Here is a 26,927-nt window from a genome sequence, read left to right on the forward strand (position 1 = left end):
AATCTCATAACTTGGTCGCGCGGCGTGTGGATCGCGTTCACACTCAGCCGCGGGCGATCAGTCGCGCGAAAGATCCCTGAAGCAGTGGCGCACCCATTCAATGGTGAGCCGCGTCGCGGGATCGCGCTTGAGGTGGTTCTGTACCAAAAGCCAAACGTCGCGGCGCCGGGGCAGCAGCGTGGCGCGCAGACTGTGGTCGGAGAGCAATCCTCCGCAGCTATGTTCGGGCAGCACGCCGACGGCTTGGTGCGACTGGATCATGGTCCGGACAATGCGGACATTGTCGGTTACAGAGCGCGCGTTTGTCAGCCGCCTGGCGCGCAAATAGTGCGCCTCGGGAATGGCGTCGAGCTCATCGGGAAAGCCGCACACGACAGGCTCGCCACCCCCGAAATCGATGGGCTCGAAGAAATACAGTCTGACCTCGCCGAGCTTGGAGATGGTGAAGTCGCCTTTCTCCGGCTTCCGCAAGCGGATGGCGAGGTCGGCCTGCCAGCGCGAGAATTTGACGTTGCCGCTGGAGGTGAGGAACTGAAGGGTGAGGCCGGGGTGATCGCGCAGGAACGCGCAGGCATGCGGCGCCAGCAGCTCCTCGGCGACCGCATTGGTCGAGGCGATGCGCAGGCGGCCGACCGGGCCGGGCTGACTCTCGCCGATGCGATCAATCGCGGCGACGTGCGCTGCCATCGCACCGACATGCTCGAGCACTGCCTCGCAATGCCGGGTCGGCCGCCGCAGGCCGTCGAGGGCATCGAACAGCGGTACGCCGAGATCGCGCTGGATGCGCGCGAGACGGCGGCCGACGGTCGTCTCGTCGATGCGCAGTCGCGCGCTGGCGCCGGCATAGGTGCCCTCGTCCCTCACCGCGGCGATGATGCGCAGATCGTCCCAGTTCATGGGCACGAGCCTAGCAGGCGCGCCCGGTGGCTGCAAATCTGCAGCCATAAGCTGCAATAGTCCTGCACAATGGCAGGCCGCCGCCGCGCTAATGTCGCGTCACCGATACTCCCTTAGAAGGCTTGACCAGCATGACCGCTCCAAAAACCCTGCTCGAATTGTCGGGCGCCGATCTCAATCCGCCCAAGCTTGCCGAGGCCTGCCTCGTGCTGATCGACATCCAGAACGAATACCGCGCCGGCCCCCTCGCTTTGCCCGACGCCGAGCCCGCAATCGCCCTTGCTGCGAAGCTTCTCGCCCGCGCCCGAAACTCGGGCGCCGCGATCTTCCACATCGCGCACAAGGGCCGCGCCGGCAGCCTGTTCGATCGCGCCGCCGATCGCGGCGCCATCGTCGCCGAGCTCGCGCCGCTTGCGGGCGAGCTCGTGATCGAGAAGGAGCTGCCGAACGCCTTCGCCGGCACCGATCTGCAGGCGCAGCTCGCCGCGAGCGGACGCAAGAACATCGTGCTGGCCGGCTTCATGACGCATATGTGCGTCAGCTCGACCGCCCGGGCTGCGCTCGACCTCGGCTTTCGCACGACGATCGATGCCGATTCCTGCGCCACGCGCGATCTGCCCGACGGCCGCGGCGGAACGCTCGCCGCAAGGACCATTCACGAGGTCGCGTTGGCCGAATTGTCGGATCGCTTCGCGATCATTGCGCGCGGCGATGCGCTAAGCTGACGGAGCGTTCGTGATGCTGCAACTCTATTTCTTCCCGATGGCCTGCTCGCTCGCCAGCCGTATCGCGCTGACCGAGGCCGGCGTCGAGGCGCAGTATCTCCTCGCCCATATCTGGACCAAGACAGTCGTGGACGACGGCAGCGATTTCCTCGGCGTGTCGCCGAAGGGCGCGGTGCCGGTCCTGGTTCTGGAGAACGGCGAGCGGCTAACCGAGAGCGCGGCGGTACTGCAATACATCGCTGATCTGAAACCCGAGGCCGGCCTCGCGCCGCGCTTCGGCGATCCCGACCGCTACCGCTTGCAGGAATGGCTGAGCTTCATCGGCGCCGAGATCCACAAGGCGTTCCTGTTTCCGACCTTCTGGTACAAGGACGACGGCTCGCTCGCCAAGCCGCGGGCAAGGATTACACAGACATTGTCGGTGCCAGCCACGCATCTGGCGGACCGCGAATTCCTGATCGGTAACAGATTCACCGTCGCGGATGCCCACCTCATTTGGGCCTTGCTGCTGCTCCGTCCGGCAGGCGTCGACATTGCGCAATGGCCGTCCTTGTCGGCTTATCTCGCGCGCATGCAGGCGCGCCCCGCAGTGCGGGAGGCGATCGCAACCGAGATGGCGCTGCGCAAGACCGTGGCGGCGAGCCCGGCGTGACGGGATGCCACGACCGCCAGATGTGAGGGTTCCATAACGACCGCAGCCGGGCTGAAACGAAGCGCGAAAAAGGGCCGCAACAAGCGGCCCTTTATATCATCTGGAATGAGCCGAGATCACTCCACTCGCGCCAGAACCGCGAGCCTGCGGATGCCCTTGTTGCGATAGGCGTCGAGGAACGCGTAGTAGTCCTTGAACGAGACGCAGCCGTTGGAGTCGCCATTCGGGCCGAGCATGAAGGTGTGCGCGAGCAGGCCGTCGCGGCCGTAGATCGCGCTCTCGCCGCCGATCGGGGTCAGGCGCAGCGCGGGAACGCCGTGGAATAGCGCTTCGCGCGGCTTCAGGTCGTAGATATGTGGCGGCGTCACGCCACGCATGCGGATGCGCGAGGAACGGGGATCGTCGAGATTAGAGCCGAGGCCGGAATGCGCCTCGAGCTTGGTGCCGTCGGGTAGATACACCGTCTTCGCGCTGATGTCGTAGACCGCGGTGGAGCGGTCATAAGGCGCCGAACCGCCGAGCATGGGGTTCTGCTCCTTCGGCGCGATGGAAGCGGTCACGCTCGCATCAGCCGAGGCATAGGCGAGCAGGGCGCCGGACGGCTCACGCTTGCCCCAGAGCTTTTCCACCATCGACTGCCGCGGCCTGGTAACCGACATCACCGCGGCCTTGGCGCGATCGGCGAACGATTTTGGCTTCGCCTCCGGCGCCGGCACGATTTTCGGCCGGATCTGCCGAGGCAAGCTGCACCGGCGCGTCGGCGCGCTTGGACTTCGCAGCGTCAGCGATCTTGGCGGGACCTGACTTCAGGACTTCCGCGACCCTCGCGATCACGCTCGGCTTCGCCGTGGCTTCGGCTACCTTGGTTGCGGGCGCGGCGCTCGCTGCATTCGATGTCACGCCTTGGGTCGCAGCGGCGGCAAAGCGATCGTTGAACATCTCGCGCGAGATTGGCGCGGCCACCTGCAACCGGTCGGGCAAGAGCGCAAAGGCTTCCTTGACGGCCTCACCGGCTTCGCGCAGTGCGACCCTGGGCGCCCGCTTGATCACGGGCTCGTCGTAGGCGCTGCTGCCGACGGTCGGATAGACGCTGGCGGCAAAAATGTTGCTGTAGACGGTCCAGCCCGCACCAAGCACGACGCAGCCGATCACGGCGGCGCCAAGCGCGTTTTGGGTGGTCATTTTTCGGGAAGGCTTCCGATAAGAATTGCTCGATAATTCTTTGGACTTCCGTGCCGCGATACCTTGCGCAGCGATACTCGTACTCATTCGCCTTGCGTCCAGAACGGTGTCACTCAATCCCCCATCGAAGCGCCGCTGGTCACGATCCGGGAACAGCATCTCGCAGAGGGCCGGAGCGTCATTAGGGCCACTTTTAGTTAAATGCGGATTAAGTTCGGGCGAATGTGGGGCAATGCATTAACGTCGTCCCATTTCGGGAAAAAAGCCCGCAGAACTACGGACTTAAGCGCATCTGTTAACTATAATTCTCGGCCGGATCGGTGCGGTCAGCGAACGTCTCCGACCGCATTTCTAAACGCATCCAACCAAGTCGTTTTCGTGGTCTTCAATGCCACCGACCATAGCGGCGAAGCGTTGCGCCAGGCTGGTGGACGCCGCCTTTGTCACTCCGCGCGTGATGCGATGTGCTTCGCCTCTCCCCGTCAGAACGGTGGGAGGAGAAAGACCCTGACCGAAAGTTGATCGCACCGGTCTGGAAAAAACCGTGCCGAGAAAATAGCTGCTGCCTCGGCACTTTTCAGCAGCCTCTGCGTACGATACGGTACCGTATCAACATCGCCTTGAACTGCGCCGGGCACGCAAACGGAGGCTGGCATGAGAGCGATCGCACGCGCTGGATTTTTCACTCTGGCATCGTCGTTTCTGTTGATCGGATCTGCGATTGCGCAGCCTGCTGCCAATGCCGGCTGCACCGCGTCACCGTCGGCCGCTGGCACACGGACCTGGCGTTGCGACAACGGCATCACGATCGTTGCGGAAAGCGGCGCCAGATTTGAACTTAAGGACGCCAACCGCGACGGACATATAGACTCCGTGGAGTTGAGCAGCAAAGCGCTGCTGGTCGAGGTCCCCAAGAAGCCCGGCGGCACCCCCTTCAAGGTGCTGACGCCGCAGGCGATCGCCGCGGTGCGCGGCACGAAATGGGCGGTCGATGTCACGGAGGCCAAGACCTCCGTCTTCGTCGCCGACGGCCGTGTCGGCGTCAGCCGCAGGAGCCGCGGACGCGGCGTCGTTTTAGCCCCCGGCGAAGGCGTCGACGTGGAAGCGACCGGTCCGTTGACCGTCAAGACATGGGGCCAGCCGCGCGTCGACGCGCTGATGGCAAGACTCGGTCAATAGGATTTGGCCAATAAGGCTTGGTCGATACGGCCCGATCAGTCAGGCCCTGACAACAGAGAAGATTGCAGTACGACGTGATGAAAAGACGCGTTCAGATCCTGGTGGCACTCGCCCTTACCGCCCTGTGGGGCGCGGGCATCTATGCCGGCCACGCCAACGGTCGTCTTCGCTTTCTCGATCGCCTCGAGGCGATGCTGACGGATTGGCGGACGCAGGTCCGCGGCGTACGGGCTCCACCCGATCTCGTCACCATCGTCGCGATCGACGACACCGTGGTCAAGCGCGGCGGCAGCTATCCCCTGCCACGCGCCGATCTCGCCCGTGTCGTCGACACCATCGTGCAGTTCAAGCCGAAGGTCGTCGCGATCGACCTGCTGCTGGTCGACCGCAGCGCTGCGATCGGTGACGCCACGCTGGCAAATACGCTGGCTACGGGTCCCATGATCCTCGCCGCCGCGGCGATTTTTCCGTCCGCCAGCGAGACCGTGGCGCCGAGCAGCGACGGTCCCCTCGCCGTGCTGCCGCAGGCCGAGCGCTTCCTGTTGCCCTTGCCGGCATTCGCCGACCACGCCGAGGTCGGCGTCGTCAACGTTGCGACCGGACAATCGGGCTCGCCGCTCTCGGTGCCGATGCTGTTCCGGACGAGCGACAAGGTCGAGCTGTCATTTCCGCTGCGCGTCGCGATACGCGCGCTCGACAAGCCGCTGACGATCGCGCCGGACCACCTCCTGCTCGGCGACCACACGGTGCCGACCGACACCGATTTCGCGCTGCCGATCACCTATTACGGCCCGCGCCGCACCATCCGCACTGTCAGCGCGCAGAGCATCTTCGACGGCACGCTCAATCGCTCCGCGATCGAGAACCGGATTGTCGTGATCGGCGCCTCGGTCGCAGGCGGCGGTGACTTCTATCCGACACCGTTCGATTCCCTGATGCCCGGCGTCGAGGTGGTCTCGACCGCGATCACCCATCTCGTCGCCGGTGACGGCATCGTGCGTGACCGCAAGGTCCACATCGCCGACGCGCTCATCGCGATCCTGTTGCCAATGCTGCTGGTGGGCCTGCTCGCCTGGCGGCGCAGCGCACTCGGCCTCGTCGCGGCGGCCGGGGTGATGATCGCCTGGGCCGGGCTCAATCTGTTCGCGTTCACGCACGGCGTCTGGCTGAATGCCGCGACCACGCTCGCCGCGGCAGTGCCGCCGGTGGTGGTCTTCGGCGGCGTGCAGCTGTGGGCGGGAGGCCGGCGCACGCAATATCTTGCCGCGAAGAGCCGGTCGCTCGCGCAATTCCAGGCACCCGCCGTGCAGGACTGGCTGGCGCGCGATCCGAATTTCCTGTCAAAACCCGTCCGGCAGGGACGCGGCCGTGGTCTTCATCGATCTCTCCGGTTTCACGGCGCTGAGCGAGCGAATCGATCCGGACGAGCTCCAGGACATTCTGAAGGCGTTTCACGCGCTGATCGACAAGGCCGCGGTCGATTGCGGCGGCATGATCAGCGGCTTTCTCGGCGACGGCGCCATGATCCTGTTCGGCCTGCCCGGCGCGATGCCCGACGACGCCGCACGCGCGCTGAAATGCGCGATCGACCTGCACCGCGGCGTCGAACGCTGGATCGTGTCATTGCCCCCTGCGATCAGGGATCAGCTCGGCTTCAAGATCGGCGCGCATTTCGGCCCGATCGTCGCCTCCCGCCTCGGCGAAAGCCATCAGCACATCACGGCGACGGGCGACACCGTCAACGTCGCGAGCCGGTTAATGGAGGTCGCCGTCCAGAACGACGCGCGGCTCGCGCTCAGCGATGTTCTGCTGGATACGGCCGACTTCCACGGCGCTCCCGACGGCATTCTGACGGGCCCCCTGCTCACGCAGGTCCGCGGCCGCTCCGGCATCGTGACCGTGTGGTTCTGGCGCGACCAGAACAGGCCAAACCAGGCCATGACCAAGGCTGAGATGATCGACTGAACGCTCCGCCGTTGTCCCGACGAAGAGCTACCGCGCTTCCGGCGGCGGCGAGCGGTCCAGCACGTCGCCCTTGGCGCCTTCGAGCAGATCGATGCCGTAGGTCTCGACCACGAGCGGACCGCGCTTGCGCTGCAATTGCGCAATTTGCGTCACCTTCGCAAAGAGGTCGTGGACGGCGGGATGGCCGTCGCTGCGCAGCTCGTCGACATAGATCAGTTTGCCGGCAAGCAGCTTTGGATCTGGCTCGGCCATGTTGACCCAGCGGATGCGCTGGTTCTGCTGGGCCACGCAGGTGCCGCGCGGCAAATAGAAGGCGAGCCAGCCCGTGGTGCCGTAGTCAGGCGCAAGCACGCAGGTCGCGCCATTGCGGGCGCGCACGGCTTCGATCTCCGCGGCAAGCTCGCGCCAGCCGACGCCGACGCTGCGCACGGTCGCATCGCGGCGATAGAGGGACAGCCAACCGGTGTTGGCCTGCACGATCAGCGCGGCAAACATCACGATGCCCACGGGCGCAGCCCAGCGCAGGCAGAAATCCGCCAGGCGCCGCTGGCGCGGCTTCCACCGCACGAGATTGGCGGCGGCGGCCGCCGCGATAACGAAGGGCGGATAGACCGGCGCGAACCAGTTGGCCTCGACGCGGGCATGCAGCGAATGCCAGACGAAATAGGCGACGACGGTCCAGAACATCGTCTCGATCAGCACGCGCGAGGCCAGCGCGCCGGCGCGGCGCCAGGTCAGCGCGTGCAGCCCCATTGCGCCGAGGATGAAGACGAGCGGAGTTGCGAACGCGATCTGGGTCGGGATCAGCTCGGCGATAAAGACCGGCCGAAAGTCCTCGATCTTGGCGCGGCCGAGCTGCTTTGCGAACGAGACCCATTGATGGTCCGCATTCCAGAGGATCACCGGCGAGAACAGCGCGAGCGCAACGAGGCCACCGAGATAGGGCCAGGGCGAGAGAAACCAATGCCGCAGTTTCGGCACGGTCGCGAGCCAGATCAGGATCGCCAGGCCAAAGAACATCGCGGTGTATTTCGACAACAGCGCCGCGCCGACGGCTACGCCTACCGCGAGCCACCAGACGCCGCGACCGGTTTCCAGCACTTTTGCGAGAAAGAACAGCACGAAGCTGGAGGCAACCAGAAGCGGCGCATCGGGCGTGACGATCAGCGTTCCGACCGAGGCCAGCAGCGTCACGTTGAGCAGGATGGCACTGGTCGCCGCCACCCGCGCGCCGCCGAACAGGATCGCGGCGGAGCGATAGATCGCGTAGCTCATCGGCAGCGCGAGCAGGATCGATACCAGGCGGACGCCGAACTCGGTGTCCCCGGCGATCATGGTGCCGGCGCGGATGACGTAGGCAACCATCGGCGGGTGATCGTAATACCCCCCGGCGAGGTTCTTCGACCACATCCAGTAATAGGCTTCGTCGAAGGTGATCGGCGTGAAGGCGGCTGCGACGAGCCGCAAGCCGACCAGCGCAAGGATCACCAGCGCCGTATTGCGGACGATCCGCGCGTCAGCCCCGCCCATCGTGAGCTACTTCTTGCGCCAGACGAACAGTCCGGACATCGCGTAGTTCCACACCACGCCCATCAGCGCACCGGCCGCACCCGCAAGCCACCAGATCGGCTCCTGGTCGTAGACCGAGAAGGCGACGCCGACATTGGCGAGCAGGCCGACGCTGCACACGATGTAGAACGCGATCAGGCCGCGCAGCAGCGCAAAGCCCTTCAGCCGCTGGTCGCGATAGGTGAGGAAGTTGTTGAGGACGAAATTGCTGGTCATCGCGATGATGGCGCCGGAGGCCTGCGCTTCCGCGAACGGCTGCTTGAACAGCTCAAGCGATATGAACAGGGTGGTGAGATGCACCACGAGGCCGATGCCGCCGACCATCGCGAACAGCAGGAAGCGTAGCGAGACAGCATCGTTGGTGAACTTCGCCAGCACCAGGCCGAGAAAATCCAGCGCGACCATGGAATCGAGTTTGCTTTCGCCGCGCTGGCGCTCTCCGAACGTGTAGGGAATTTCGATGGCGCGCAAGGTGCCGTTCGCGCTCGCGACGAGGTCGAGCAGGATCTTGAAGCCGTGCACAGAAAGTTTCGGCGCGAGCTGCTCGAAGCGGTCGCGGCGAACCATGAAGAAGCCGCTCATGGGATCGGCGATCTCGACCCGCAGCGCCTTCCTGGCGAGTTCGGTCGCCAATGCACTGGCGCCGGCGCGCTGCTTGTTGAAGCCTTCGCTCTTGTAGCCCTCGATGTAGCGGCTGCCGACCACGAGCTCGGCCTGCCCGCTCGCGAGCAGCGACAGCATTTTCGGCAGCTGCGTCTCGTCGTGCTGGAGGTCGGCGTCGATCACGGCCGCATAGGGCGCGCTTGAGGCCAGGATGCCCTCGATGCAGGCCCCCGACAGGCCGCGGCGGCCGATACGGCGGACACAGCGCACGCGGCTGTCGCGCCGGGCCAGCGCGCGCACGATGTCCCAGGTGCCATCAGGCGAATTATCATCGACGAACACGACTTCCCAGGCGATGCCGGCCAGCGCTGCCTCCAGCCGCCGGTACAGCACCGTGACATTGTCGCGCTCGTTGAAGGTCGGGACGACGACCGACAATTCCGGCGATGGGGAAGCCGCCTGCGGGGCATGCGGCGTGTTGTCGGAGCCCGGTCTGATCGCTTCGTTCATGAGGGCAGCGTATATCCGCCGCGTCTTGCGCTGCCAAGAACTTGCGCTACCAAGAACTTGCGCTACCAAGCCGGGGGTTCTCTGGAGAACGGCCCAAAAGGGGCCCTAAAATGCCAACGACCCCGGAACGGCGGGCCGCGCGTACATCCGGCGCAGCCTGAGCTATCCCAAGGTCGTTCCAGCGCCGGAGTTTTTCGCTCAACGTCGCCGTTAGAAACTAAATAGGAACTACAAAGCCGGTTTGCAAGGGGCGAAAGGCGCCCTTTTCAGGCCTTTATTGGTTCGGGACTTCCTTGATCACCGGCCCGCGTGGCGCGGGCGCGGCAGGGGCCGCCGGCGCCGTAGCCGCGGCCGGGTCAACTTTCACGGGCTTGGGCGGCTTGCCGTACTGGCCGATCGGCCCGAAGACGACGGCGACCGCAAGCACGATCGCCGCGACGATCGCCCCCAAAATGCCACCCACCGACTCAGACGACATGGAAACCCATCCCTGTTCCAGATGCCCCCACTGATACCATGGATCAGCGCACAGCCGGAAGGGCTTGCGGGACGCCAACACTCAAGGGGGCTATTTCTGGGGCGGCCTGTGCTTGACGAAGGCCGTCACGATGTCCTTCTGCGCCGCTTCCACGGCCCTGTTCGCGGTGGCGAGATGGGCGCCGCCATCAATGGTCGGATACTGCGTGGTGAGAAAGTCGAGCAGTGCCACACGGTAATATTGCCGCTCCGACGGACAGGCGCCGGCGACCGAGCGGCCGAAATCCTGCTCAGACTTGCCCTGATTGCTATCACGCGAATATTCCCGCGCCAGGCAATGCCAGTAATCGTCGCGGCCCTGCATGGCGAGCTTCTGCGCACCCTTGGCATCGTCATCGTCGGCCATGACTGAAGATATCATGGCAGCAGATGTCATCATAACGAGCGCCGCTCCCACCATCAGCATCCGCATCTTGTTCTCCTTTTTTTGCGGGTCCTGTCGCGACCTTAGACGGGGCGTCGCAACTGGCCAATCACATCTGGTTTGACTAGGATGAGGTCCCTCCCCTCGATGCGAGTCCTCCCGTGGCCAAAGCAAAAACCGCGTCCAAAAAATCCGGCAACATCTTCATAGGCATCGGCGGCTGGACTTTCGAGCCTTGGCGCGGCGTGTTCTATCCGGAGAAGCTGACGCAGGCGAAGGAGCTGTCCTACGCGGCCTCGAAGCTGACCTCGATCGAGATCAACGGCACCTATTACGGCTCGCAGAAGCCGGAGAGCTTTCGCAAATGGGCAGGCGAAGTACCGGAGGGTTTCGTGTTTTCATTGAAGGGACCGCGCTTCGCCACCAATCGCCGCGTGCTGGCGGAAGCCGGCGATTCCATCAAGCGTTTCTATGATTCCGGCGTGCTGGAACTCGGCGATCATCTTGGGCCGGTGCTGTGGCAGTTCGCGCCGACCAAGAAATTCGACGGCGCCGATTTCGGCAAGTTCCTCGAGCTGTTGCCGCGCAAGCTCGAGGGGCGCGCGCTGCGCCATGTCGTCGAGGTCCGCCACGACAGTTTTTGCACGCCAGACTTCGTCGCGCTGATCCGCGAATTCGAGACGCCCGTCGTGTTCGCCGAACACGGCAAATATCCGGCGATCGCCGACGTTGCCGGCGATTTCGTCTATGCGCGGCTCCAGAAGGGCAATGACGAGATCAAGACCTGCTATCCGCCGAAGCAGCTCGATGCGTGGGCCAAGCGGTTTCAGGACTGGGCCGAGGGAAATGAACCCGATGACCTGCCGAAGGTCGACAAGGCCAAGCCGAAGAAGGAGCCACGCGACGTGTTTGCCTATGTCATCCACGAGGGCAAGGTGCGCGCGCCGGCCGGCGCCATGGAACTGATCGCGCGAGTGACCTGAGGTGTTTCATGGCAAAGGCAAAAAAACTCTTCACCATCGGCTATGAGCAGACGCCGCCCAAGGCCGTGCTCGACGAGCTGGAGCGAGCCGGCGTCAAGCTCGTTGTCGACGTGCGCGCGGTGACGTCATCGCGCCGGCCCGGCTTTTCCAAGAATCAGTTATCCGCAGGCCTCGATGAACGCGGCATCGCCTATGTCCATCTCGCCGCCCTCGGCACACCCAAGGAAGGCCGCCTCGCCGCCCGCAGCGGGCAATACGATGTGCTGGAAAAGATCTACGCAAAGCACCTGAAGACGCCGCAGGCCAGGGAAGAGATGGACGAGCTTGCGGCGCTCGTGAAGAAGGCAGGCCCCGTGTGCCTGCTCTGCTACGAGCGCGACCACACCCACTGCCACCGCCAGATGATCGCGGAGGTGATCGAGGAGCGGGATGGGGTAGAGGTGAGGAATTTGGCGGGCCGGCAGGTCTAGCCCTCTTCGCGCGGGAGGACGAAACGACGGCTTTAACCGTAGCCGTCATCCTGAGGTGGCCGCTTCCTCAGCGGCCCTCGAAGGACGACGGCGTGACGCCAATGCAGCAGCCGTGCATCCTTGGAGGCCCGCAAGTGCTCGCACGTCAGGATGACGGGCTTATCTTCGGCCGTGGCGCGAGCCCGAAATGACGGGTGGACAGGCCTATCCCTCACCCGCCAACCGGAACGTCCCTTCCATCATCTGCACGCAGCTGCCGCCCACATGGGCTGAGACGATCTTGCCGTCCTGCTTGCGCACGCGCGTCAGCAGGATGCTCGGCCTGCCCATGTCAAAGCCCTGGCCGACCGTCAGCTTCAATTCACCGTCGCGCGTTGAATCGAGATCGGCGAACAGCGCGGCGGCTGCGACCGTGGCACTGCCGGTGGCGGGATCCTCCACGAGGCCGCTGGCGCCGCGCATGAACATCCGCGCCTGGCGCTCGCAAGGCGCCTCTGCCGCAGGCACATCGCGCGTATAGAACCACGCCGAGAATGCGCCGTCGCACGGAAATATCTTGCCGAAGGCCGCCGCGTCGGGCCTCGCCCGTTTGAGCGCATCGCGCGAATGCACCTCGATCACCAGAAACGGCGTTCCAACGCTGACGACCTGCGGCGCGTGACGGTCGACCTTGATGTCCTCAGCGCTGAGCGAGATGCAGCGCGCGGCATCAGCGGCAGACAATTGCGACAGCCGAGACAGCGGCTGCGGCGCTGTGAGCTCGGTGCTGATGACCTGGCCCTGCTCTCGAAAAATATCGACCGGCACCAGCCCGGCCTTCTCCTCGAACCGCAGGCACGACTTCGGCTCCTTCGCGATCGTCGCCAGCACGAAGGCGGTACCGACATTGGGATGGCCAGCGAAAGGAAGCTCCCTGACCGGCGTGAAGATGCGCACCTGGGCATCATTCGCCTTGTCGCGCGGCGGCAGCACGAAGGTCGTCTCGGAATAGTTGAACTCGGTCGCGATCGACTGCATCTGCGTGGTCGACAACCCGCCGGCATCGAGCACCACGGCGAGCTGGTTGCCGCCGAAGGCGCGGTCGGTGAACACGTCGACGGTGATGTAGCGGCGCTGCATCTTCATTTCCTCATGCAAGTCGCGACCGCGACCGGCCGCGTCGCCGGCAGTCTACAAGCCGTCGACGTCGTCCGTCATGCCCCAATATTCGGAGCAATCGGAGCAATTGCGGTGACGGGTTGAAAGCCGAGAAGCGGCTTCCACAAATGCAAGACCCGAAAGCTAGCAGAGATAGTTCATCACCCGCCCTCACCGAAGCGCGACCCGCTTCAACGAAAGGCAACTTGCATTGACGGCGCGTTACCCCAATTGAAACACCGCCACCTTCTGCTCATAGCCCCGCACCTCTACCTCGCCGAGCGCGACGGCATCGTCGCAGTCCTCACCAAGCGCTTCGCGAACGGCCGCGGAGATCAAGAGCTGCGAGCCGAACTCCTTGTTCAGGGCCTCCAGCCGCGAGGCGAAGTTCACGGTGTCGCCAATGACCGTATATTCCTTGCGCCGGGGCGAGCCGATATTGCCGGCGACGACCTCGCCGAAATGGATGCCGATTCCGATTCTGAGCGGCCAGCTCGTCTCGGCGTTGATGCGGCCCATCGCGGTCAGCATCTCGCGGCCTGCGGCGACCGCGCGATGCACGGCGTCGGAGGCCTCCAGCGGCGCGCCGAACAGTGCCAGAAAGCCGTCGCCCAAAAATTTGTTCACGATGCCGCCCTCGCGATCGAGGATATCGACGAGCACGGCGAAGGCGCCATCGAGCCGGTCGACCACCTCTTGCGGGGTGCGCGTCTGCGCGCCCGGCAGTGAAGCCGCGGAAATCGACGAACATCACGGCGACGCGGCGAAGGTCGCCGCCTGCTCTGGTTCCCGCCGCCATCAGCCGCTCCACCACCTGAGGAGAAACGTGCTGGCCGAACAGGTTCGTCACCCGGTCGCGCGCGGTGGCCGCGGCAATGCTCGCAGCAAACTGACGCCGGAGTTGCGCACCGACCGCGCCCGCGAGCACGCCGCAGACCAGGATGATGGTGCTGCGCACCGCATGGAAATAGGTCTGCGGCTCACCGACGCCGCTGGCGCGATCGTAGATCAGCGCCACGGCGAGCAGCTCGGCTGCAGCGACAAAGCCAGTGAAGGTCGAAAGCCGAAAATCCAGCCGTAATGTCGAGAGAATGATGAAGATGAAGTACATCAGCGGCACGGCAAAGCCGAGCGCCTGGCTCGCGCCCATGGTCCGGATCTGCAGGATCAAGATCAGCGTCGGCAGCGACGTTTCGATCAGTGCACCGATATAGCGCCTGATCACCGGGAGGTCGCGATCGAGCCGGAGGTTCTTTCTGATCTGGACGTGGACCCAGACCTCGAACACGATGAAACCGACCAGCAGGCCGTAGACCTCGGCTAGGCCTTCCGTCCCGCGCCAGACCCGGTTCACGACGGCTGGATCGAGCAGATAGATGGCAGTGAGAAACACGGTCATGACGCAGCCCGTGAGGATCAGCGTCCGCACCCGCAACAGCTCGGTGCGCAGCACCTCTCGCGTCAGCTCGCGCTCGAAATCCTCCGATAGCACGGCGTGCTGCCGCGTCTTCCTGCTCGCGAACCTAACCATTCCACCCCTCGATTCCGGGGCATTGTGCCTCAATCCAACGTGCGGCGGAAGCGCGTCACGGCAATGGTCATGGCGAGCAGCATCAGGACCGCTAGTGCCAGCGCATCGAACCGCAAATTCTGCATGGTCGCGCCCTTCAGCATGATGGCGCGGACGATGCGCAAATAGTGCGTCAGCGGCAGGCACTCGCCGACATATTGCGCCCAGACCGGCATGCCCGCGAACGGAAACATGAAGCCCGACAACAAAATGCTCGGCAGGAAGAACATCATCGACATCTGCATGGCCTGGAGCTGATTCTGCACCAGCGTCGAGATCGTGTAGCCGATCGCAAGATTAGTACTGATGAACAGGGTCGACAGAAGGGCCAGCAGGAACAAGTTGCCGAGTATCGGCACGCCAAACAGGACGACGCCGATGCCGATGATCAGGAAGGCCTGGACGAACCCGACCAGCACGTAAGGGATGATCTTGCCGAACATCACCTCGACTGGCTTGATCGGCATCGACAGCAGGTTCTCCATCGTGCCGCGCTCGACCTCGCGCGTGACCGAGAGCGCGGTGAAGATCAGCATGGTCATGGTGAGGATGGTGCCGACGAGACCGGGAACGATGTTGAGGCTCGACGCCGCGGCGGGGTTGTAGCGCGCATGTGCGCGGATCTCGAACGGCATCTCCGGGGGATCGCCGATGTAGAGATCGTGCTTGAGTGCGGTCTGCACGACCATGCCGAGTGAGCCGATCGCCGCGCTCGCTGCGACCGGATCGGTCGCGTCGGCGGCGACCAGCAGCGCCGGTCTGTCGCCGCGCCGCACCGCCCGCTCGAAGCCGCGCGGAATCTCGACGCCGAACAGAACCTTGCCGGATTTCAGGAGATTGTCGAAATCCTCGACGTCGTGCACCTCGTAGAGGAAGCGGAAATATTTGGTGTTCTCCAGCGCCTTCAGGATCGAGCGGGCGAGATCAGAGTCCTCCTGGAGCAGCACAGCACTCGGCAGATTGTGGGGTGTGGTGTTGATGGCATAGCCGAACAAGAGGAGCTGCATCACCGGCAGCATCACGATCATCGCGAACGACACGCGATCGCGCTTGAGCTGGATAAACTCCTTGATCAGCATCGCATAGGAGCGTGTCCAGAAACCAAAGCGCTCCCGGATCGCGTGCTGTGGTTCGGGATGATCGACGGCGCTCATTGGAAATTGTCCTTGGAACGGCCCATCAATTCGATGAACACGTCCTCCAGTGACGGCGACGATTTATTCCAGTGCAGCCCGCTTTTCGCCTGCCACGGCGCGATGCTGCCCTCAAGCGCGGCGACGTCGCGCCCCGAAACGTGCAGCGAGGTGCCGAACGGCGCCACCATGTCGATTCCGGGCTTGCCGGTGAGCCCAGCCGCGAGCTCGTTCAGTCCCTCGCCTGTCACGGTGTAGGTTGTCAGCGCGGATTTGGCGATCACCTCCTCCACGGTGCCGTGCACCAGCAGATGGCCATAGGCGATATAAGCAATCTCGTGACAGCGCTCGGCCTCGTCCATGTAGTGCGTCGAGACCAGCACGGTGAGACCCTCGGCCGCGAGCGCATGGATCTCGTTCCAGAAATCGCGCCGCGCCTTGGGATCGACGCCGGCGGTCGGCTCGTCCAGCAGCAGCAATTTTGGACTGGACAGCGTGCAGGCGCCTAGCGCCAGCCGCTGCTTCCAGCCGCCGGAGAGTTCGCCCGCTAGCTGCTCCTCGCGGCCCGAGAGCCCCAGCCGCTTGATCATGTCGCGCGCGGCGCCGCGCGCATCGCGAAGGCCATACAGCCGCGCGACGAATTCGAGGTTCTCGCGGACAGAGAGATCCTGATAGAGGCTGAAGCGCTGGGTCATGTAGCCGACCTGGCGCTTGATCTTGTCAGCGTCGCGCCGGATGTCGTAGCCGAGACAGGTGCCCTCGCCGCTGTCGGGCGTGAGCAGGCCGCAGAGGATGCGGATGGTCGTCGTCTTGCCCGAACCGTTCGGGCCGAGGAAGCCGTAGATCGAGCCGCGCTTCACCTGCATCGACAGATCGTGCACGACTTCGCGGCCGCCGAACGACTTGGTCAGGCCCTTGACGTCGATCGCGATGCCGTTGTCGCCGCTCATCGCTTGTCCGCCACGGGCGTTTTTGGAGTGAGATAGACGTCGATCGGCTGTCCGACCCGCAACGCGTCGGGCCACGACGGCCGCGCCTGAATCAGGTAGACGAGCTTGTTGCGCTCCTCAAGGCTGTAGATGACGGGCGGGGTATATTCGGCCGAAGTCGCAATGAAATAAATCTTTGCGGTGAGATCGGCGGCGCAATTGTCGCACGCGATCCGCACCGTGTCGCCGATCGCAAGCTTCGGCAGCTCGGTCTCCGGCACGAAGAAGCGCAGCTTCATGTTGCCGGGCGGCATGATCGAGAGCACGGGCCGCTGCGCCGCCACCATCTCGCCCTCACGAAAATAGATCTGCTGGATGGTGCCGGCGACTGGCGCAAAACCTTTGCGCCGCGCCATCCGCGTCTCCGAGGTCGCCACCCGTGCCTCGGCAACGCGCAAGGAGGAGACCGCGGAATCGAGATTGGCCTGCGTGCCCGAGCCGGACTTGCTCAGCGAAGCCGCGCGATCATAGGTTTGCTGCGCATTCGCGAGCGTCGCCTTGTTCTGGTTGAGGTCGGCAAGCTGGAGATCGTCGTCGACGGAATAAAGGTGATCGCCGACCTTGACCTCGTCGCCCTCGCGGATGTTCAGCTTCGTCACGCGGCCGGCCTCGTCCGGGCTGACATAGATCATGTCGGCCTCGACCCAGCCCTGGAAGCCGGGATCGCGCTTCTCCTTGCAACCGGCAAGTCCGGTTGCGAGGGCTAGAATCGCGATCGAACAGAACCGCGCCGAAAACTGAATCGCGTTTGGCGGGAGCAACCGTTGTCGACCGCTCAACCTGAGGAGCCGCGAAGCGGCGTCTCGAAGGGCGAAGGGCCACAGCCGGGGCTGCATCCTTCGAGACGCGCGTTCCGCGCTCCTCAGGATGAGGTGAGAGATGTTTAGCGACGACCTCATGTCGTCCTCCGTTCGCCAAAAATCAAATCGAGATGGACCCGCAGCATGTCCTGCGCATCAAGCGGCGCGTGCCGCGCAAACAGGCTCTGCCAGATCACCGCGATCATCGCCGGCGCGACCAGGATTTGCGGGTAGCGCGCGAGGTTCTTCTCGCGGATCTCGCCGCGGGCAATGCCGAGCTCGATCAGCGCGCGCATGCCGGCCATTCCGCGCGAGACGACCTCGCGGTAGTAGAAGTCGGCGACGGAAGGAAAGCGCGGCCCCTCCGCTACGATCAGCCGCACGAGATCGCCGCGCCTGGTGCCGATGACCTCCTTCAAAAAATTGCTGGCAAAAGCCTCGACGAGATCGCGCACCGAGCCTGTCGGCGGCGGCAACGCATTCAGCTTCGCCACGATGGGCACGATCACGGTGCGCACCAACTCCTCGAACATCGATTCCTTGTCCTTGAAGTGCAGATAGATCGTGCCCTTCGCCACGCCCGCGCGCTTAGCAATGTCGTCGAGCCGCGTCGCGGTAAAGCCGCGCACGATGAACTCCTCCATCGCCGCGTCCACGATCGCCGCGCGCCGTTCCGCCGCACGCGTGGCGCGGCTCGACGCGGGCGCCTCGTCGCTTCTGGCGACCACAGAGGCCTTCGCATTGGCTCGAGCTCCGGATGGGGCGGCGGTTTTGGTCGGCTTCCTTGTCATGCCAAAGATATGACTGACTAGTCAGTCATTGTAAAGTCAGGGCCACAGACGTAAACCGACTAATGAATTAGTATTGACTAATTCATTAGCTGATGCTAATTGAACTACTATGATTGAAACCGCCCGAAACCCAGTCACCAGCGTCATGCGCGCCCTCGCCGATCCAACCCGGCGTGCCGTGTTCGAGCGCGTATTCGAGAGCAAGGAGATCAGCGTCGCCGAACTCACGCGCGGCAGCGGCGTGACCCAAGGCGCTATCTCGCAACATTTGAAGTCCCTCAAGCAGGCCGGCCTCGTCGCCGAGCGCGCCGAGGGCCGCAACGTCTATTACCGCGCCGCGCCGCAAGGACTCGAGCCGCTGGTCACCTGGATGGACCATTACGGCGTGTTCTGGCGCGAGCGCTTCCAGAACCTGCGTGACCTCTTGAAGGAGATCGATCCGTGAGTGCTGTTGAATTGAAAGCCGAGACAAAAGACATCGTCATCGACGAGGTGCTCCCTCACGCGCCGGAGACGATCTGGAAGGCGCTGACCAGCGCCCAGCTGATCGCGCGCTGGCTGATGCCGCCGACCGGTTTCGAGGCCGTCGAAGGCAACACTTTCACCTACCAGACCACGCCGGGCGGCGCCTGGGATGGCGTCATCCATTGCCGCGTCCTGGAAGTCATGCCGAACCGGCGCCTCGTCTACGCCTGGAAGGGCGGGGATGAGCGCAACACCGGCTACGGCGCGCCGCTCGACACTGTCGTGACGTGGTCCCTCACCCCGGTCGAGGCCGGCACGCGGATCCGTCTGGTTCATGCGGGCTTCGTCATACCCAGGAACGAATCGGCCTACACGGGCATGAGCGGCGGCTGGAAGAAAGTCGTCCGCCAGCTTGACGAGATCAGCGGCGAAGACAAGTAGGTAAGGAGTTATCGCAATGACCAAGCCCTTTAAACCGGCGGCTGCGCCTGCGGCTCGATCCGCTATTCGATCTCCAGTGAGCCCCTGTTCAGCAATCACTGCCAGTGCCGGGACTGCCAGCGGGAAAGCGGCAGCGGCCATGGCTCGTACATGACCTTCGCGCGCGCCGGTGTCACAGTGACGGGCGAGGCGAAGCACTGGGACATGGTCGGCGACAGTGGCAACGTGAAGACTCGCGGTTTCTGCTCCGTCTGCGGCTTGCCGGTCTACATGACCTTCGCGGCGATGCCTGACATCTTCACCATCCGCGCCGCAAGCCTCGACGAGCCCGCCCGCTACGAGCCGCAAGTGGTGACCTACGCCGCGCGCGGTCATGACTGGGATCGCCTCGACGCGGACCTGCCGAAGTTTGAGGGCATGCCGCCGGGGTGAGGCACTGGCCCCACGTGGGGGTGTGCTCCCTCTCCCGCTTGCGGGAGAGGGTTGGGGAGAGGGTGTCTCACCAACGGGACAATCCCCTAGTGGAGAGAACCCTCACCCGGCGCGTTGCGCCGACCTCTCCCGCAAGCGGGAGAGGTGAAACCAACCGGCACCTACGTCAGCTATGGAATTTCAAGCCATCGACGATCTTGTCGATCACCTTGCGCTCGGCGCGCATTGCGAGACCGACGAGATTGAGGTCACTGCGCGCCACCGCCCTCACCGCCTCGCGATTGGCGGCATCGTGCGTGGTCTTGAACATGTCCTCGGTGTAGACCGCCGCCGCGACGTTGCGCGTCAGGGCCCGATCGAGCGCGCGCGCGAGCGCCTGACCGTCGGCGCCGTAGATCAGGATCGGCTGGCCGATCAGCGCGTGATATTTGGTGCCTGATGCATCTTCATAGGGTTCGCCGATGCATTCCGGAAAGGCCGCGGCGATGCCGCTTGTGAGGAAGGACGCGACGTTGAGCTTCTGCCAGGCCGCAAGATCGGCGCGGATCACGATGGCGACCTTGGTATCGAACTGCATGCATATCCCTAACTGTTATTCCGGATACGATGCTACGCATCGCCCCGGAATGACAGCAAGAGGAATTACCCCTTGACGTCGCAGGCCCAGGCGCGGATCACACATTCCTTGCCGCCGAACTTGTAGCATTCGCGCGTCGCGGCATTGAGCGAGGCCGAGATCTTCGGCTTGACGGCATAGCCATAGGCGCCGCAGGGATTGGAAAGGTCGACCGACATCGCGGCGCAAGCACGCTTCATCGTCACGGTCGTGCAATCGCCCTTGCATTGCTTCTGCGCCGCCGCACGCGCTTCGTGCTCGGCACCATAATCGAAGGCCTGGCCGTAGGCGCCGCACTTGCCGACTGCAAATGCGCCGGCGGCGTGCGCATCCGTGATGTGGCGCGCGCCGGCGACAAAAACCGACAGCGCAAAGAAAAACATCGCGCAACGGCGCGCGACGACGTTCGAAGGCATGGAAATCCCCTCCCCCCAAGGCAGGCGAAGGCGACTGTAAGCCGCGGTCGTTTCCAGATGGTGAACGGAGGGTTGAAAACAGCCGTGTAGGGCGGATTGGCCGAGCGCAATCCACCAAAGTACCTCACCGCGGAAGCAGAATTGGTGGGTTACTCTAGCGGACTGCGCAAGCGCGCAACCGCAAGGCTAACTATCCCCGTCTTGCCGCTTCCAGCGCCTGCGGCGTGTCGATGTCGAGGAAGGCGCTTTCGCCGTCGACCGGCACTTCGGCAACCGCCTCGGTGTGCTTGGCGATCAGATGGCGCGCGCCGACATCGCCGTCGAGCGTCATCAACTCCTTGAAGAAGCGGCGCGACCACAGCACGGGGTTGCCGCGGCGGCCTTCGCTGACCGGCACGACGATGAGATTGCCGCGGTCCGGCGCAAAGGCGTCGATGAGGCGGTCGATCAGGCCGGCATCGATCAGCGGCATGTCGCCGAGGCAGACCACAGCGCCGTCGGAGGTCTCGGGGACGGCCGCGATGCCTGCCTTGACCGAGCTTGCGATGCCGCCGGCAAAATCCGGATTCTTGACGAACCGCACCTTCAGGCCTTGCAGTGCCTGCTCGACCAGCTCGGTCTGATGGCCGGTGACGACGATCACCTCGGATGCTTTCGACACCAGTGCCTGTTCGGTCGCAATCCGCACCAGCTTCCTGCCGTCGAGCTCGGCGAGCAGCTTGTTCGGTCCGCCCATGCGGGTCGAGCGTCCCGCCGCGAGCACGATGGCCGCGATATTGCTGTTCCCTTCGATCTCCGGCTTGGCGCGCGGTTGCGGCCGCGTCACGATCTCCATCAGGAGGCCGCCGACGCCCATGCCCATCAGCTCGGAACGCGTCACCTTGATGCCGGCGAGGAGCCGCATCAGCACCCAATCAAAACCGTTCTCGACCGGCGAACGCGCGCAGCCGGGCGCCCCCAGCACCGGCACGCTGCCGGCACGGGCGATCAGCAGCAGGTTGCCGGGATCGACCGGCATGCCGAAATGCTCGATCTCGCCGCCGATCCCGGTGACGGCCGCCGGAATCACGTCGCGGCGGTCGGCGATCGCAGACGCGCCGAACACGATCACGAGTTCAGCGCCAAGAGCGAGCAATTCCTTGATCGCGGCGGACAGCGCCTGCTCCTCGTGCTGGACTCGCCGCTCGGCGATGATGCCGGCGCCGGCCGGCGCCAGCCGCTCGGCGGTGACACGCAACGTCTTGTCGATCACCTTGGAGGACAGGCCTGGCAGCAGCGTCGAAACCACGCCAACGCGCTTGATCACGTACGGCGCGATCTTCAGCACGTCGCGGCCCGCAGCCTTCACCGCGGCATCGCGCAAGTTTCCTTCGACGCCGAACGGGATGATCTTGACGGTGCCGACCATCTCGCCCTCGACCACCGGCTTGAAGGCGGAGAGCGTCGCGAAGGTGATGGCCTCGTCGATATTGTTGATGCGGTCGACCGCGCCGCGCTCGATCACCAGCACGCCCGGGCGAGCCGCAAACAGATTGGCGCGGCCGGTGAAGGCGCGCTCGACATGAATGCCATCGCCGCCGACGGCGAGCGCGATGCTTGCGGCGGCAATGTCCTCGGAGACATCGCCCTCCTCCATCCGCACGACGACGACGTCCTTGATGCCGGCGCGCTCCAGCGCCTCGATCTCGGCCGGGCCGATCGTCGTCCCCTTCTTCAGCACCAGCGGTCCCTGGCGCAGGGTGTGGACGGTCACCCCGCCGATCGCGTCCTTGGGGCTCGCCGGGCCGAATTTCATGCCGCTTCTTCTTTTTCTTTGGGCGGCAGGCGAAGCACCGCCGTGATCTCGGCCATGATCGACACCGCAATCTCGGACGGCGAGACCGCGCCGATTGCAAGCCCGATGGGCGCGTGGATGCGCGCGATGTCAGAGTCATTGGCGCCTTGCGCCCGCAGCCGGTCGCCGCGCTTGGCATGCGTCTTCCGCGAGCCGAGCGCGCCGATATAGAAGCAGTTGCGCTCGAAGGCGTGCAGCAGCGCGGGGTCGTCGATCTTTGGATCGTGCGTCACCGCGACGAAAGCCGTGTAAGCATCGACGTTGAGCGGTGGCAGCGCCGTGTCGGGCCATTCCGCGACCAAGGGAACGTCGGGGAAGCGCTCGGGGCTTGCAAAGGCCGTGCGCGGATCGACCACTATGACGTCGTAGCCGAGCGAGCGCGCCAGCGGCGCCAAGGCCTGGCTGATATGGACCGCGCCGACGATGACGAGCTTTGCGGTCGGCGCGTAGACGTTGAGGAAAATCTTCTTGCCGCCGGCTTCGACACTGGCGCTCTTGCCCATGCGCAGTTGTTTGTCGAGCTCAGCTCGCAAGGGATCCTTGGCAAAATCGCTGGCCTTCACCAGGCGCTGCTCGCCGCTCTCGGTGTCCGTCACCAGAATGACTGGCCGGCGCGCGGCGCGCTCGGCATTGAGTTCGTGCAAAATTGCGAGCTTCACGGCTAGCCGACCTTCTCAACGAAGACGCGGATGGTGCCGCCGCAGGACAGCCCGACATTCCAGGCAGTCTCGTCGGCCACGCCAAACTCCAGCATCCTGGGCTTGCCGCTCTGGATCACATCCATGGCCTCGGTCACCACGGCGCCCTCGACACAGCCGCCGGAGACCGAGCCCAGGAACGTGCCCCCGTCGTTGATGACAAGGCTCGAGCCTGCCGGGCGCGGTGCCGAGCCCCAGGTCTCCACCACGGTTGCGAGCGCGACGCCACGGCCGGCCTTTTGCCAGTCCTCGGCGGCCTTCAGAATATCCTCGTCGCGATCGAGCATGGCTACCTCTCAAGCTGCGGAGCGGATCAGGCTGCGGTGATGCGGCGGCAGCGGCCGGGAGAGCGTGCTGATCAGCTCGTGGATCGAACTCAAATTATGCACGGGACGGAATTCGTCAACGTGCGGCAGCATCATTTTGATGCCCTGCGCCTTGGCCTCGAAGCCTCCAAACCGCAGCAGCGGGTTGAGCCAGATCAGCCGCCTGCAGGAGCGGTGCAGCCGGTCCATCTCGAAAGCGAGCTTGGAATCGGCTTCCCGCTCCAGCCCGTCGGAGATCAGCAGCACGATGGCCCCCTGGCTCAGCACGCGCCGCGCCCACAATTTGTTGAAATTGTGCAGCGAGGCCGATATCCGCGTGCCGCCGGCCCAGTCCTCGACCGAGGCCGAGCAGCTCGCCAGCGCCTCGTCAGGGTCGCGCTGGCGCAGCGCCCGGGTCACGTTGGTGAGCCGGGTGCCGAACAGGAACACCGAGACTCGCTTGCGGGCGTCGCCGACAGCATGGAGGAAATGCAGGAACAGCCGGGTGTACTCGCTCATCGAGCCCGAGATATCCACCAGCGCCACGATCGGCGCCGGTTTCTCGATCCGCCCGAGGCGATGGATGTCGATGATCTCGCCGCTGGTGCGCAGGGACGCGCGCAACGTGCGGCGCAAATCGATGCGCAGGCCATGGGGATCGGGCCGGTGCCGGCGCGTGAGCAGTTCGGCCTGCGGCAGCCGCATCCGCTCGATGGCGCGCAACGCCTCGGTAATCTCCGCCGCGCTCATCTGCGCAAAGTCCTTCTTCTGGAGGATCTCCTTGTCGGAGACCGACAGGCGCAGATCCTGCTCCTGGTGCTGCGGTGTCTCCGTCATGCGCGGCTGCGACATCGCCTCCTGCACGCGGCGCGAGCCGGCCTGCGGCTTCTTCTTGGCCTGCTCCGGCAACGGCACCGAATCCAGCATGTGCTTCCACTCTTCCGAGGCGCGGAAGAAAAGGTGGAAGGCCTGTTTGAAGATCAACGCATGCTCGTGGCGCTTGACGAAGATCGCCTCCAGCGTGGTGAAGACGTCGGCGCGGTTGCCGATGTCGATTACCTGGAGCGCGCTCATGGCATCGATAACGGCGCCCGGCCCGACCGGCATGCCCGCCGAACGCAATGCGCGGGCGAAGCCGACGATATTGTCGGCGAACTGCTCGGTTTGCTCAGGTGCCAAGTGATTGATGGCCATGGTTCAGTACTCTCACTCGTCATCCCGTCGCGGCGCGCCGAATGACGAGCTCAGTCGTGACGCGGAGGCGTCAATTCTCGCTCGTCGCTTCCTTCAGCACCTTCTGCAAGCTGTCGCCCTGCATCCGCGTGATGTCGTCCTGATACTTGAGCAGCGCACCCAGCGTGTCGCCGACCACTTGCGGGGTCAGCGAGCGGGCGTCGAGCTCGGACAAAGCGGTGGCCCAGTCGATGGTCTCGGCAACGCCGGGGGATTTGTAAAAATCCTGGTTACGCAGCACCTGGACGAAGCGCACGACCTGCTGCGACAGTTTTGCGGAGATGCCGGGCACGCGCGACTTGACGATCGCGAGCTCGCGATCGGCGTCGGGATAATCGACCCAATGATAGAGACAGCGCCGCTTCAGCGCGTCGTGAATCTCACGGGTGCGGTTGGAGGTGATGATGACGATCGGCGGGTTCGGTGCCTTCACCGTGCCGAATTCGGGGATCGTCACCTGGAAGTCGCTGAGGATTTCGAGCAGATACGCTTCGAATGCCTCGTCGGCGCGGTCGAGCTCGTCGATCAGCAGCACCGGCGGCCCGGCGACGTCAGGCTCGAGCGCCTGAAGCAGCGGCCGCTTGATCATGTAGCGCTCGGCGAAGATGTCGGACGACAATTGATCGCGATCGGTGTCGCCGGCGGCTTCCGCCATCCGGATCGCGATCATCTGCGCGGCGCTGTTCCACTCGTAGACTGCCGAGGAGACGTCGAGGCCTTCGTAGCATTGCAGGCGGATCAGCTTCCGTCCCAACGCCGCCGACAGCACTTTTGCAATCTCGGTCTTGCCGACGCCGGCCTCCCCTTCCAGAAACAGCGGCCGGCCCATGCGCAGCGACAGATAGGTCACCGTGGCCAGCGATCGCTCGGAGAGATAGCCGCGCGACGTCAGGAGTTCGAGCATCGCATCGACCGATGCCGGCAAGGCACCGGACGTATTGGCCGTTGAAGTCATGAAAAAGCCAGTCTCGCTACGCCCTCACCGGGGACAAGTTTGGGCCGAGGCGTGAGGATCACTCACTCCTTGGCGTTGGCGGCGTCGAGGGCACGCCGCGTCAGCACTCCAATGAGGTGCGCGCGGTATTCGGCACTGCCATGGATGTCGCTGTTGAGGCCGTCCGCCGGCACCTCGATGCCATCAAGCGCCTTCGCGGCGAAGCGCTTCTTCAGAGCTTCCTCGAAGGCGATGGCACGGAACACGCCATCCGAACCGGCGCCTGTGACCGCGACCCGCACGTCCGAGGGACGCCGCGCCACGAACACGCCGACCAGCGCATAGCGCGAGGCCTGGTTGCGGAACTTGATATAGGCCGCCTTCTTCGGCAGCGGGAACATCACCTTGGTGATGATCTCGTCGGCTTCGAGCGCGGTCGTGAACAGGCCCTGGAAATACTCTTCCGCCTTGAGGCGGCGCTTGTTGGTGACGATGGTGGCGCCGAGCGCCAGCACCGCAGCCGGATAGTCCGCGGTCGGATCGTTATTGGCGAGCGAGCCGCCGAGCGTGCCCTTGTGGCGCACTGCTGGATCGCCGATCTGGCTGGCAAGATCGGCCAGCGCCGGGATGGCTTCACCGACGATCGCGGAGCTTGCGACCTCGGCATGCCTGGCGGTGGCGCCGATCACGAGCGCGCGGCCCTTCATCTCGATCGTGTTGAGCCCCTCGATGTGGGAGAGGTCGACCAGATGTGGTGGGCTGGCAAGGCGCTGCTTCATGACCGGAATCAGCGTGTGACCGCCGGCGATCACCTTGGCGTCCTCGTTCTTCACCAGGAGGTTGGCGGCCTGCCGCACGGTCCCGGGGCGATGGTATTTGAAATCGTACATCTGAATGTCCTGATCGCAGAGTGCGCGCGCGGTTACGCGAGGTCGGATTTCGCCATCGCCTTGGCGCCGGCGGAGATCGAGGTGACGATGTTCTGGTAGCCGGTGCAGCGGCAGAGATTGCCTTCCAGCTCCTCGCGGATGGTGTGATCGTCGAGCTCGTTGCCCTTGCGATGGACGAGGTCGATCGCGGTCATGATCATGCCGGGCGTGCAGAAGCCGCACTGCAGGCCATGGTGCTCGCGGAAGGCCTCCTGCATCGGATGCAGCGGCGCGCCGTCGGCGGCCAGCCCCTCGATCGTCTTGACCTCGTGGCCATCAGCCATCACGGCCAACGTGGTGCAGGACTTCACGGCCTTGCCGTCGAGATGGACGACGCAGGCGCCGCACTGCGAGGTGTCGCAGCCGACATGGGTACCAGTCAGGCGCAGATTTTCGCGCAGGAACTGCACCAGCAGGGTACGGGGATCGACATTGGCCGTTACAGGATTGCCGTTCACGATGAGGGAGATTTTTGCCATAAGCACTCTCTATCAGCGCCCCGACGGGTCCCGTCGAAGCGGTTCTTATAATTATTCCAACCCATCATATGGGCCATTATGCCCCGGGG

The 26,927-nt window shown here is 64.4% G+C and carries 26 protein-coding genes and 4 pseudogenes; 9 read left to right on the forward strand and 21 right to left on the reverse strand.

Going from position 1 to position 26,927, the window contains the following annotated elements; all coding sequences use genetic code 11:
• Positions 1–57: 57 nt before the first annotated feature.
• Positions 58–897, reverse strand: a complete 840-nt coding sequence (locus ACVWW3_RS16050; RefSeq protein WP_456649379.1) for a LysR family transcriptional regulator — start codon at positions 895–897, stop codon at positions 58–60.
• Between the two features lie 131 nt (positions 898–1,028).
• Here ACVWW3_RS16050 and ACVWW3_RS16055 point away from each other — a divergent pair, with 131 nt between their 5' ends.
• Complete coding sequence (locus ACVWW3_RS16055) at positions 1,029–1,622, forward strand: cysteine hydrolase family protein (RefSeq protein WP_456649378.1); 594 nt, start codon at positions 1,029–1,031, stop codon at positions 1,620–1,622.
• A gap of 13 nt (positions 1,623–1,635) precedes the next feature.
• Complete coding sequence (locus ACVWW3_RS16060) at positions 1,636–2,274, forward strand: glutathione binding-like protein (RefSeq protein WP_456649377.1); 639 nt, start codon at positions 1,636–1,638, stop codon at positions 2,272–2,274.
• A 116-nt stretch (positions 2,275–2,390) separates the two neighbouring features.
• Here the strand turns inward: ACVWW3_RS16060 and ACVWW3_RS16065 are convergent.
• A pseudogene (locus tag ACVWW3_RS16065) lies at positions 2,391–3,456 on the reverse strand (tlde1 domain-containing protein).
• Positions 3,457–4,110: 654 nt separating this feature from the next.
• On the opposite strand from ACVWW3_RS16065, the gene ACVWW3_RS16070 reads away from it, so the two are divergent.
• Together ACVWW3_RS16070 and ACVWW3_RS16075 are read left to right on the forward strand one after the other, a co-directional pair.
• Complete coding sequence (locus tag ACVWW3_RS16070) at positions 4,111–4,635, forward strand: FecR domain-containing protein (protein WP_456649375.1); 525 nt, start codon at positions 4,111–4,113, stop codon at positions 4,633–4,635.
• A gap of 77 nt (positions 4,636–4,712) precedes the next feature.
• Positions 4,713–6,600: pseudogene (locus tag ACVWW3_RS16075) on the forward strand (CHASE2 domain-containing protein).
• A gap of 27 nt (positions 6,601–6,627) precedes the next feature.
• On the opposite strand, the gene ACVWW3_RS16080 reads toward ACVWW3_RS16075, so the two are convergent.
• The 4 genes from ACVWW3_RS16080 to ACVWW3_RS16095 all read right to left on the reverse strand — a co-directional run bounded on the left by ACVWW3_RS16080 (position 6,628) and on the right by ACVWW3_RS16095 (position 10,231).
• On the reverse strand, positions 6,628–8,130 hold the full coding sequence (locus ACVWW3_RS16080; protein WP_456649373.1) for a glycosyltransferase family 39 protein: 1,503 nt from the start codon (positions 8,128–8,130) through the stop codon (positions 6,628–6,630).
• Between the two features lie 6 nt (positions 8,131–8,136).
• Positions 8,137–9,282, reverse strand: coding sequence for a glycosyltransferase family 2 protein (locus ACVWW3_RS16085; RefSeq protein ID WP_456649372.1), 1,146 nt, complete (start codon positions 9,280–9,282; stop codon positions 8,137–8,139).
• Positions 9,283–9,556: 274 nt separating this feature from the next.
• Positions 9,557–9,760, reverse strand: coding sequence for a hypothetical protein (locus tag ACVWW3_RS16090; RefSeq protein WP_354046373.1), 204 nt, complete (start codon positions 9,758–9,760; stop codon positions 9,557–9,559).
• 90 nt (positions 9,761–9,850) lie between these two features.
• Complete coding sequence (locus tag ACVWW3_RS16095) at positions 9,851–10,231, reverse strand: hypothetical protein (RefSeq protein ID WP_247338945.1); 381 nt, start codon at positions 10,229–10,231, stop codon at positions 9,851–9,853.
• A gap of 113 nt (positions 10,232–10,344) precedes the next feature.
• On the opposite strand from ACVWW3_RS16095, the gene ACVWW3_RS16100 reads away from it, so the two are divergent.
• Entirely contained in the window at positions 10,345–11,166 is an 822-nt protein-coding gene (locus ACVWW3_RS16100) for a DUF72 domain-containing protein (RefSeq protein WP_354103962.1), read from the forward strand.
• A gap of 8 nt (positions 11,167–11,174) precedes the next feature.
• Positions 11,175–11,636, forward strand: coding sequence for a DUF488 domain-containing protein (locus ACVWW3_RS16105; RefSeq protein ID WP_247444518.1), 462 nt, complete (start codon positions 11,175–11,177; stop codon positions 11,634–11,636).
• A gap of 204 nt (positions 11,637–11,840) precedes the next feature.
• On the opposite strand, the gene ACVWW3_RS16110 is transcribed toward ACVWW3_RS16105, so the two are convergent.
• The 6 genes and pseudogenes from ACVWW3_RS16110 to ACVWW3_RS16135 all read right to left on the reverse strand — a co-directional run bounded on the left by ACVWW3_RS16110 (position 11,841) and on the right by ACVWW3_RS16135 (position 18,056).
• Positions 11,841–12,755, reverse strand: coding sequence for a PhzF family phenazine biosynthesis protein (locus tag ACVWW3_RS16110; protein WP_456649371.1), 915 nt, complete (start codon positions 12,753–12,755; stop codon positions 11,841–11,843).
• 240 nt (positions 12,756–12,995) lie between these two features.
• Positions 12,996–14,304, reverse strand: a pseudogene (locus tag ACVWW3_RS16115) (adenylate/guanylate cyclase domain-containing protein).
• Between the two features lie 29 nt (positions 14,305–14,333).
• Positions 14,334–15,497, reverse strand: a complete 1,164-nt coding sequence (locus ACVWW3_RS16120; RefSeq protein WP_456649369.1) for an ABC transporter permease — start codon at positions 15,495–15,497, stop codon at positions 14,334–14,336.
• On the reverse strand, positions 15,494–16,426 hold the full coding sequence (locus tag ACVWW3_RS16125) for an ABC transporter ATP-binding protein (RefSeq protein WP_456649368.1): 933 nt from the start codon (positions 16,424–16,426) through the stop codon (positions 15,494–15,496). Before ACVWW3_RS16125 ends, ACVWW3_RS16120 begins: the two co-directional genes overlap by 4 nt.
• The gene (locus ACVWW3_RS16130) at positions 16,423–17,364 is read right to left on the reverse strand and encodes an HlyD family secretion protein (protein WP_456649367.1); all 942 of its coding nucleotides are present in this window, start codon (positions 17,362–17,364) and stop codon (positions 16,423–16,425) included. The genes ACVWW3_RS16125 and ACVWW3_RS16130 overlap by 4 nt, the downstream gene beginning before the upstream one ends.
• Complete coding sequence (locus ACVWW3_RS16135; protein WP_456649366.1) at positions 17,361–18,056, reverse strand: TetR/AcrR family transcriptional regulator; 696 nt, start codon at positions 18,054–18,056, stop codon at positions 17,361–17,363. The genes ACVWW3_RS16130 and ACVWW3_RS16135 overlap by 4 nt, the downstream gene beginning before the upstream one ends.
• Positions 18,057–18,165: 109 nt before the next feature.
• Here ACVWW3_RS16135 and ACVWW3_RS16140 point away from each other — a divergent pair, with 109 nt between their 5' ends.
• The 3 genes and pseudogenes from ACVWW3_RS16140 (at position 18,166) to ACVWW3_RS16150 (ending at position 19,394) form a co-directional block, all read left to right on the forward strand.
• Positions 18,166–18,501: an ArsR/SmtB family transcription factor gene (locus tag ACVWW3_RS16140; RefSeq protein ID WP_247338966.1), complete on the forward strand. Its 336-nt coding sequence runs from the start codon at positions 18,166–18,168 to the stop codon at positions 18,499–18,501.
• Positions 18,498–18,962 (forward strand): SRPBCC family protein, encoded by a 465-nt coding sequence (locus tag ACVWW3_RS16145; RefSeq protein ID WP_247444510.1) that lies wholly within the window; start codon positions 18,498–18,500, stop codon positions 18,960–18,962. Before ACVWW3_RS16140 ends, ACVWW3_RS16145 begins: the two co-directional genes overlap by 4 nt.
• A 16-nt stretch (positions 18,963–18,978) precedes the next feature.
• Positions 18,979–19,394, forward strand: a pseudogene (locus tag ACVWW3_RS16150) (GFA family protein).
• A gap of 166 nt (positions 19,395–19,560) precedes the next feature.
• Here ACVWW3_RS16150 and ACVWW3_RS16155 read toward each other — a convergent pair.
• The 9 genes from ACVWW3_RS16155 to ACVWW3_RS16195 form a co-directional block, all read right to left on the reverse strand.
• A complete protein-coding gene (locus tag ACVWW3_RS16155) occupies positions 19,561–19,971 on the reverse strand; it encodes a DUF2000 family protein (protein ID WP_456649364.1) in 411 nt (136 codons plus the stop codon).
• A gap of 65 nt (positions 19,972–20,036) precedes the next feature.
• Positions 20,037–20,426 carry a DUF4189 domain-containing protein gene (locus ACVWW3_RS16160; protein ID WP_247338975.1) on the reverse strand — a complete coding sequence of 130 codons (390 nt, stop codon included), beginning with the start codon at positions 20,424–20,426 and terminating at the stop codon, positions 20,037–20,039.
• A 190-nt stretch (positions 20,427–20,616) separates the two neighbouring features.
• Complete coding sequence (locus ACVWW3_RS16165) at positions 20,617–22,221, reverse strand: NTP transferase domain-containing protein (protein WP_456649363.1); 1,605 nt, start codon at positions 22,219–22,221, stop codon at positions 20,617–20,619.
• The gene (locus ACVWW3_RS16170; RefSeq protein ID WP_456649362.1) at positions 22,218–22,919 is read right to left on the reverse strand and encodes an XdhC family protein; all 702 of its coding nucleotides are present in this window, start codon (positions 22,917–22,919) and stop codon (positions 22,218–22,220) included. Before ACVWW3_RS16170 ends, ACVWW3_RS16165 begins: the two co-directional genes overlap by 4 nt.
• 2 nt (positions 22,920–22,921) lie before the next feature.
• The gene (locus ACVWW3_RS16175; RefSeq protein ID WP_456649361.1) at positions 22,922–23,245 is read right to left on the reverse strand and encodes an XdhC family protein; all 324 of its coding nucleotides are present in this window, start codon (positions 23,243–23,245) and stop codon (positions 22,922–22,924) included.
• Between the two features lie 9 nt (positions 23,246–23,254).
• Entirely contained in the window at positions 23,255–24,457 is a 1,203-nt protein-coding gene (locus tag ACVWW3_RS16180; protein ID WP_354046348.1) for a vWA domain-containing protein, read from the reverse strand.
• Positions 24,458–24,527: 70 nt separating this feature from the next.
• Complete coding sequence (locus tag ACVWW3_RS16185) at positions 24,528–25,451, reverse strand: AAA family ATPase (protein ID WP_354046346.1); 924 nt, start codon at positions 25,449–25,451, stop codon at positions 24,528–24,530.
• A 62-nt stretch (positions 25,452–25,513) separates the two neighbouring features.
• On the reverse strand, positions 25,514–26,320 hold the full coding sequence (locus tag ACVWW3_RS16190; protein WP_456649360.1) for an FAD binding domain-containing protein: 807 nt from the start codon (positions 26,318–26,320) through the stop codon (positions 25,514–25,516).
• Between the two features lie 32 nt (positions 26,321–26,352).
• Positions 26,353–26,838, reverse strand: coding sequence for a (2Fe-2S)-binding protein (locus tag ACVWW3_RS16195; RefSeq protein ID WP_247338997.1), 486 nt, complete (start codon positions 26,836–26,838; stop codon positions 26,353–26,355).
• Positions 26,839–26,927 lie beyond the last annotated feature (89 nt).

The organism is Bradyrhizobium sp. LM2.9 (assembly GCF_054056555.1).

What these genes read in the sequence shown, in the direction of transcription:
- ACVWW3_RS16095 (WP_247338945.1), bottom strand. Translation starts at nt 10,231, where the DNA reads ATGCGGATGCTGATGGTGGGAGCGGCGCTCGTTATGATGACATCTGCT.
- ACVWW3_RS16110 (WP_456649371.1), bottom strand. Translation starts at nt 12,755, where the DNA reads ATGCAGCGCCGCTACATCACCGTCGACGTGTTCACCGACCGCGCCTTC.
- ACVWW3_RS16140 (WP_247338966.1), top strand. Translation starts at nt 18,166, where the DNA reads ATGATTGAAACCGCCCGAAACCCAGTCACCAGCGTCATGCGCGCCCTC.
- ACVWW3_RS16180 (WP_354046348.1), bottom strand. Translation starts at nt 24,457, where the DNA reads ATGGCCATCAATCACTTGGCACCTGAGCAAACCGAGCAGTTCGCCGAC.
- ACVWW3_RS16050 (WP_456649379.1), bottom strand. Translation starts at nt 897, where the DNA reads ATGAACTGGGACGATCTGCGCATCATCGCCGCGGTGAGGGACGAGGGC.
- ACVWW3_RS16130 (WP_456649367.1), bottom strand. Translation starts at nt 17,364, where the DNA reads ATGAGGTCGTCGCTAAACATCTCTCACCTCATCCTGAGGAGCGCGGAA.
- ACVWW3_RS16165 (WP_456649363.1), bottom strand. Translation starts at nt 22,221, where the DNA reads ATGAAATTCGGCCCGGCGAGCCCCAAGGACGCGATCGGCGGGGTGACC.
- ACVWW3_RS16185 (WP_354046346.1), bottom strand. Translation starts at nt 25,451, where the DNA reads ATGACTTCAACGGCCAATACGTCCGGTGCCTTGCCGGCATCGGTCGAT.
- ACVWW3_RS16060 (WP_456649377.1), top strand. Translation starts at nt 1,636, where the DNA reads ATGCTGCAACTCTATTTCTTCCCGATGGCCTGCTCGCTCGCCAGCCGT.
- ACVWW3_RS16160 (WP_247338975.1), bottom strand. Translation starts at nt 20,426, where the DNA reads ATGCCTTCGAACGTCGTCGCGCGCCGTTGCGCGATGTTTTTCTTTGCG.
- ACVWW3_RS16190 (WP_456649360.1), bottom strand. Translation starts at nt 26,320, where the DNA reads ATGTACGATTTCAAATACCATCGCCCCGGGACCGTGCGGCAGGCCGCC.
- ACVWW3_RS16175 (WP_456649361.1), bottom strand. Translation starts at nt 23,245, where the DNA reads ATGCTCGATCGCGACGAGGATATTCTGAAGGCCGCCGAGGACTGGCAA.
- ACVWW3_RS16120 (WP_456649369.1), bottom strand. Translation starts at nt 15,497, where the DNA reads ATGAGCGCCGTCGATCATCCCGAACCACAGCACGCGATCCGGGAGCGC.
- ACVWW3_RS16105 (WP_247444518.1), top strand. Translation starts at nt 11,175, where the DNA reads ATGGCAAAGGCAAAAAAACTCTTCACCATCGGCTATGAGCAGACGCCG.
- ACVWW3_RS16070 (WP_456649375.1), top strand. Translation starts at nt 4,111, where the DNA reads ATGAGAGCGATCGCACGCGCTGGATTTTTCACTCTGGCATCGTCGTTT.
- ACVWW3_RS16125 (WP_456649368.1), bottom strand. Translation starts at nt 16,426, where the DNA reads ATGAGCGGCGACAACGGCATCGCGATCGACGTCAAGGGCCTGACCAAG.
- ACVWW3_RS16085 (WP_456649372.1), bottom strand. Translation starts at nt 9,282, where the DNA reads ATGAACGAAGCGATCAGACCGGGCTCCGACAACACGCCGCATGCCCCG.
- ACVWW3_RS16055 (WP_456649378.1), top strand. Translation starts at nt 1,029, where the DNA reads ATGACCGCTCCAAAAACCCTGCTCGAATTGTCGGGCGCCGATCTCAAT.
- ACVWW3_RS16090 (WP_354046373.1), bottom strand. Translation starts at nt 9,760, where the DNA reads ATGTCGTCTGAGTCGGTGGGTGGCATTTTGGGGGCGATCGTCGCGGCG.
- ACVWW3_RS16155 (WP_456649364.1), bottom strand. Translation starts at nt 19,971, where the DNA reads ATGCAGTTCGATACCAAGGTCGCCATCGTGATCCGCGCCGATCTTGCG.
- ACVWW3_RS16080 (WP_456649373.1), bottom strand. Translation starts at nt 8,130, where the DNA reads ATGGGCGGGGCTGACGCGCGGATCGTCCGCAATACGGCGCTGGTGATC.
- ACVWW3_RS16195 (WP_247338997.1), bottom strand. Translation starts at nt 26,838, where the DNA reads ATGGCAAAAATCTCCCTCATCGTGAACGGCAATCCTGTAACGGCCAAT.
- ACVWW3_RS16135 (WP_456649366.1), bottom strand. Translation starts at nt 18,056, where the DNA reads ATGACAAGGAAGCCGACCAAAACCGCCGCCCCATCCGGAGCTCGAGCC.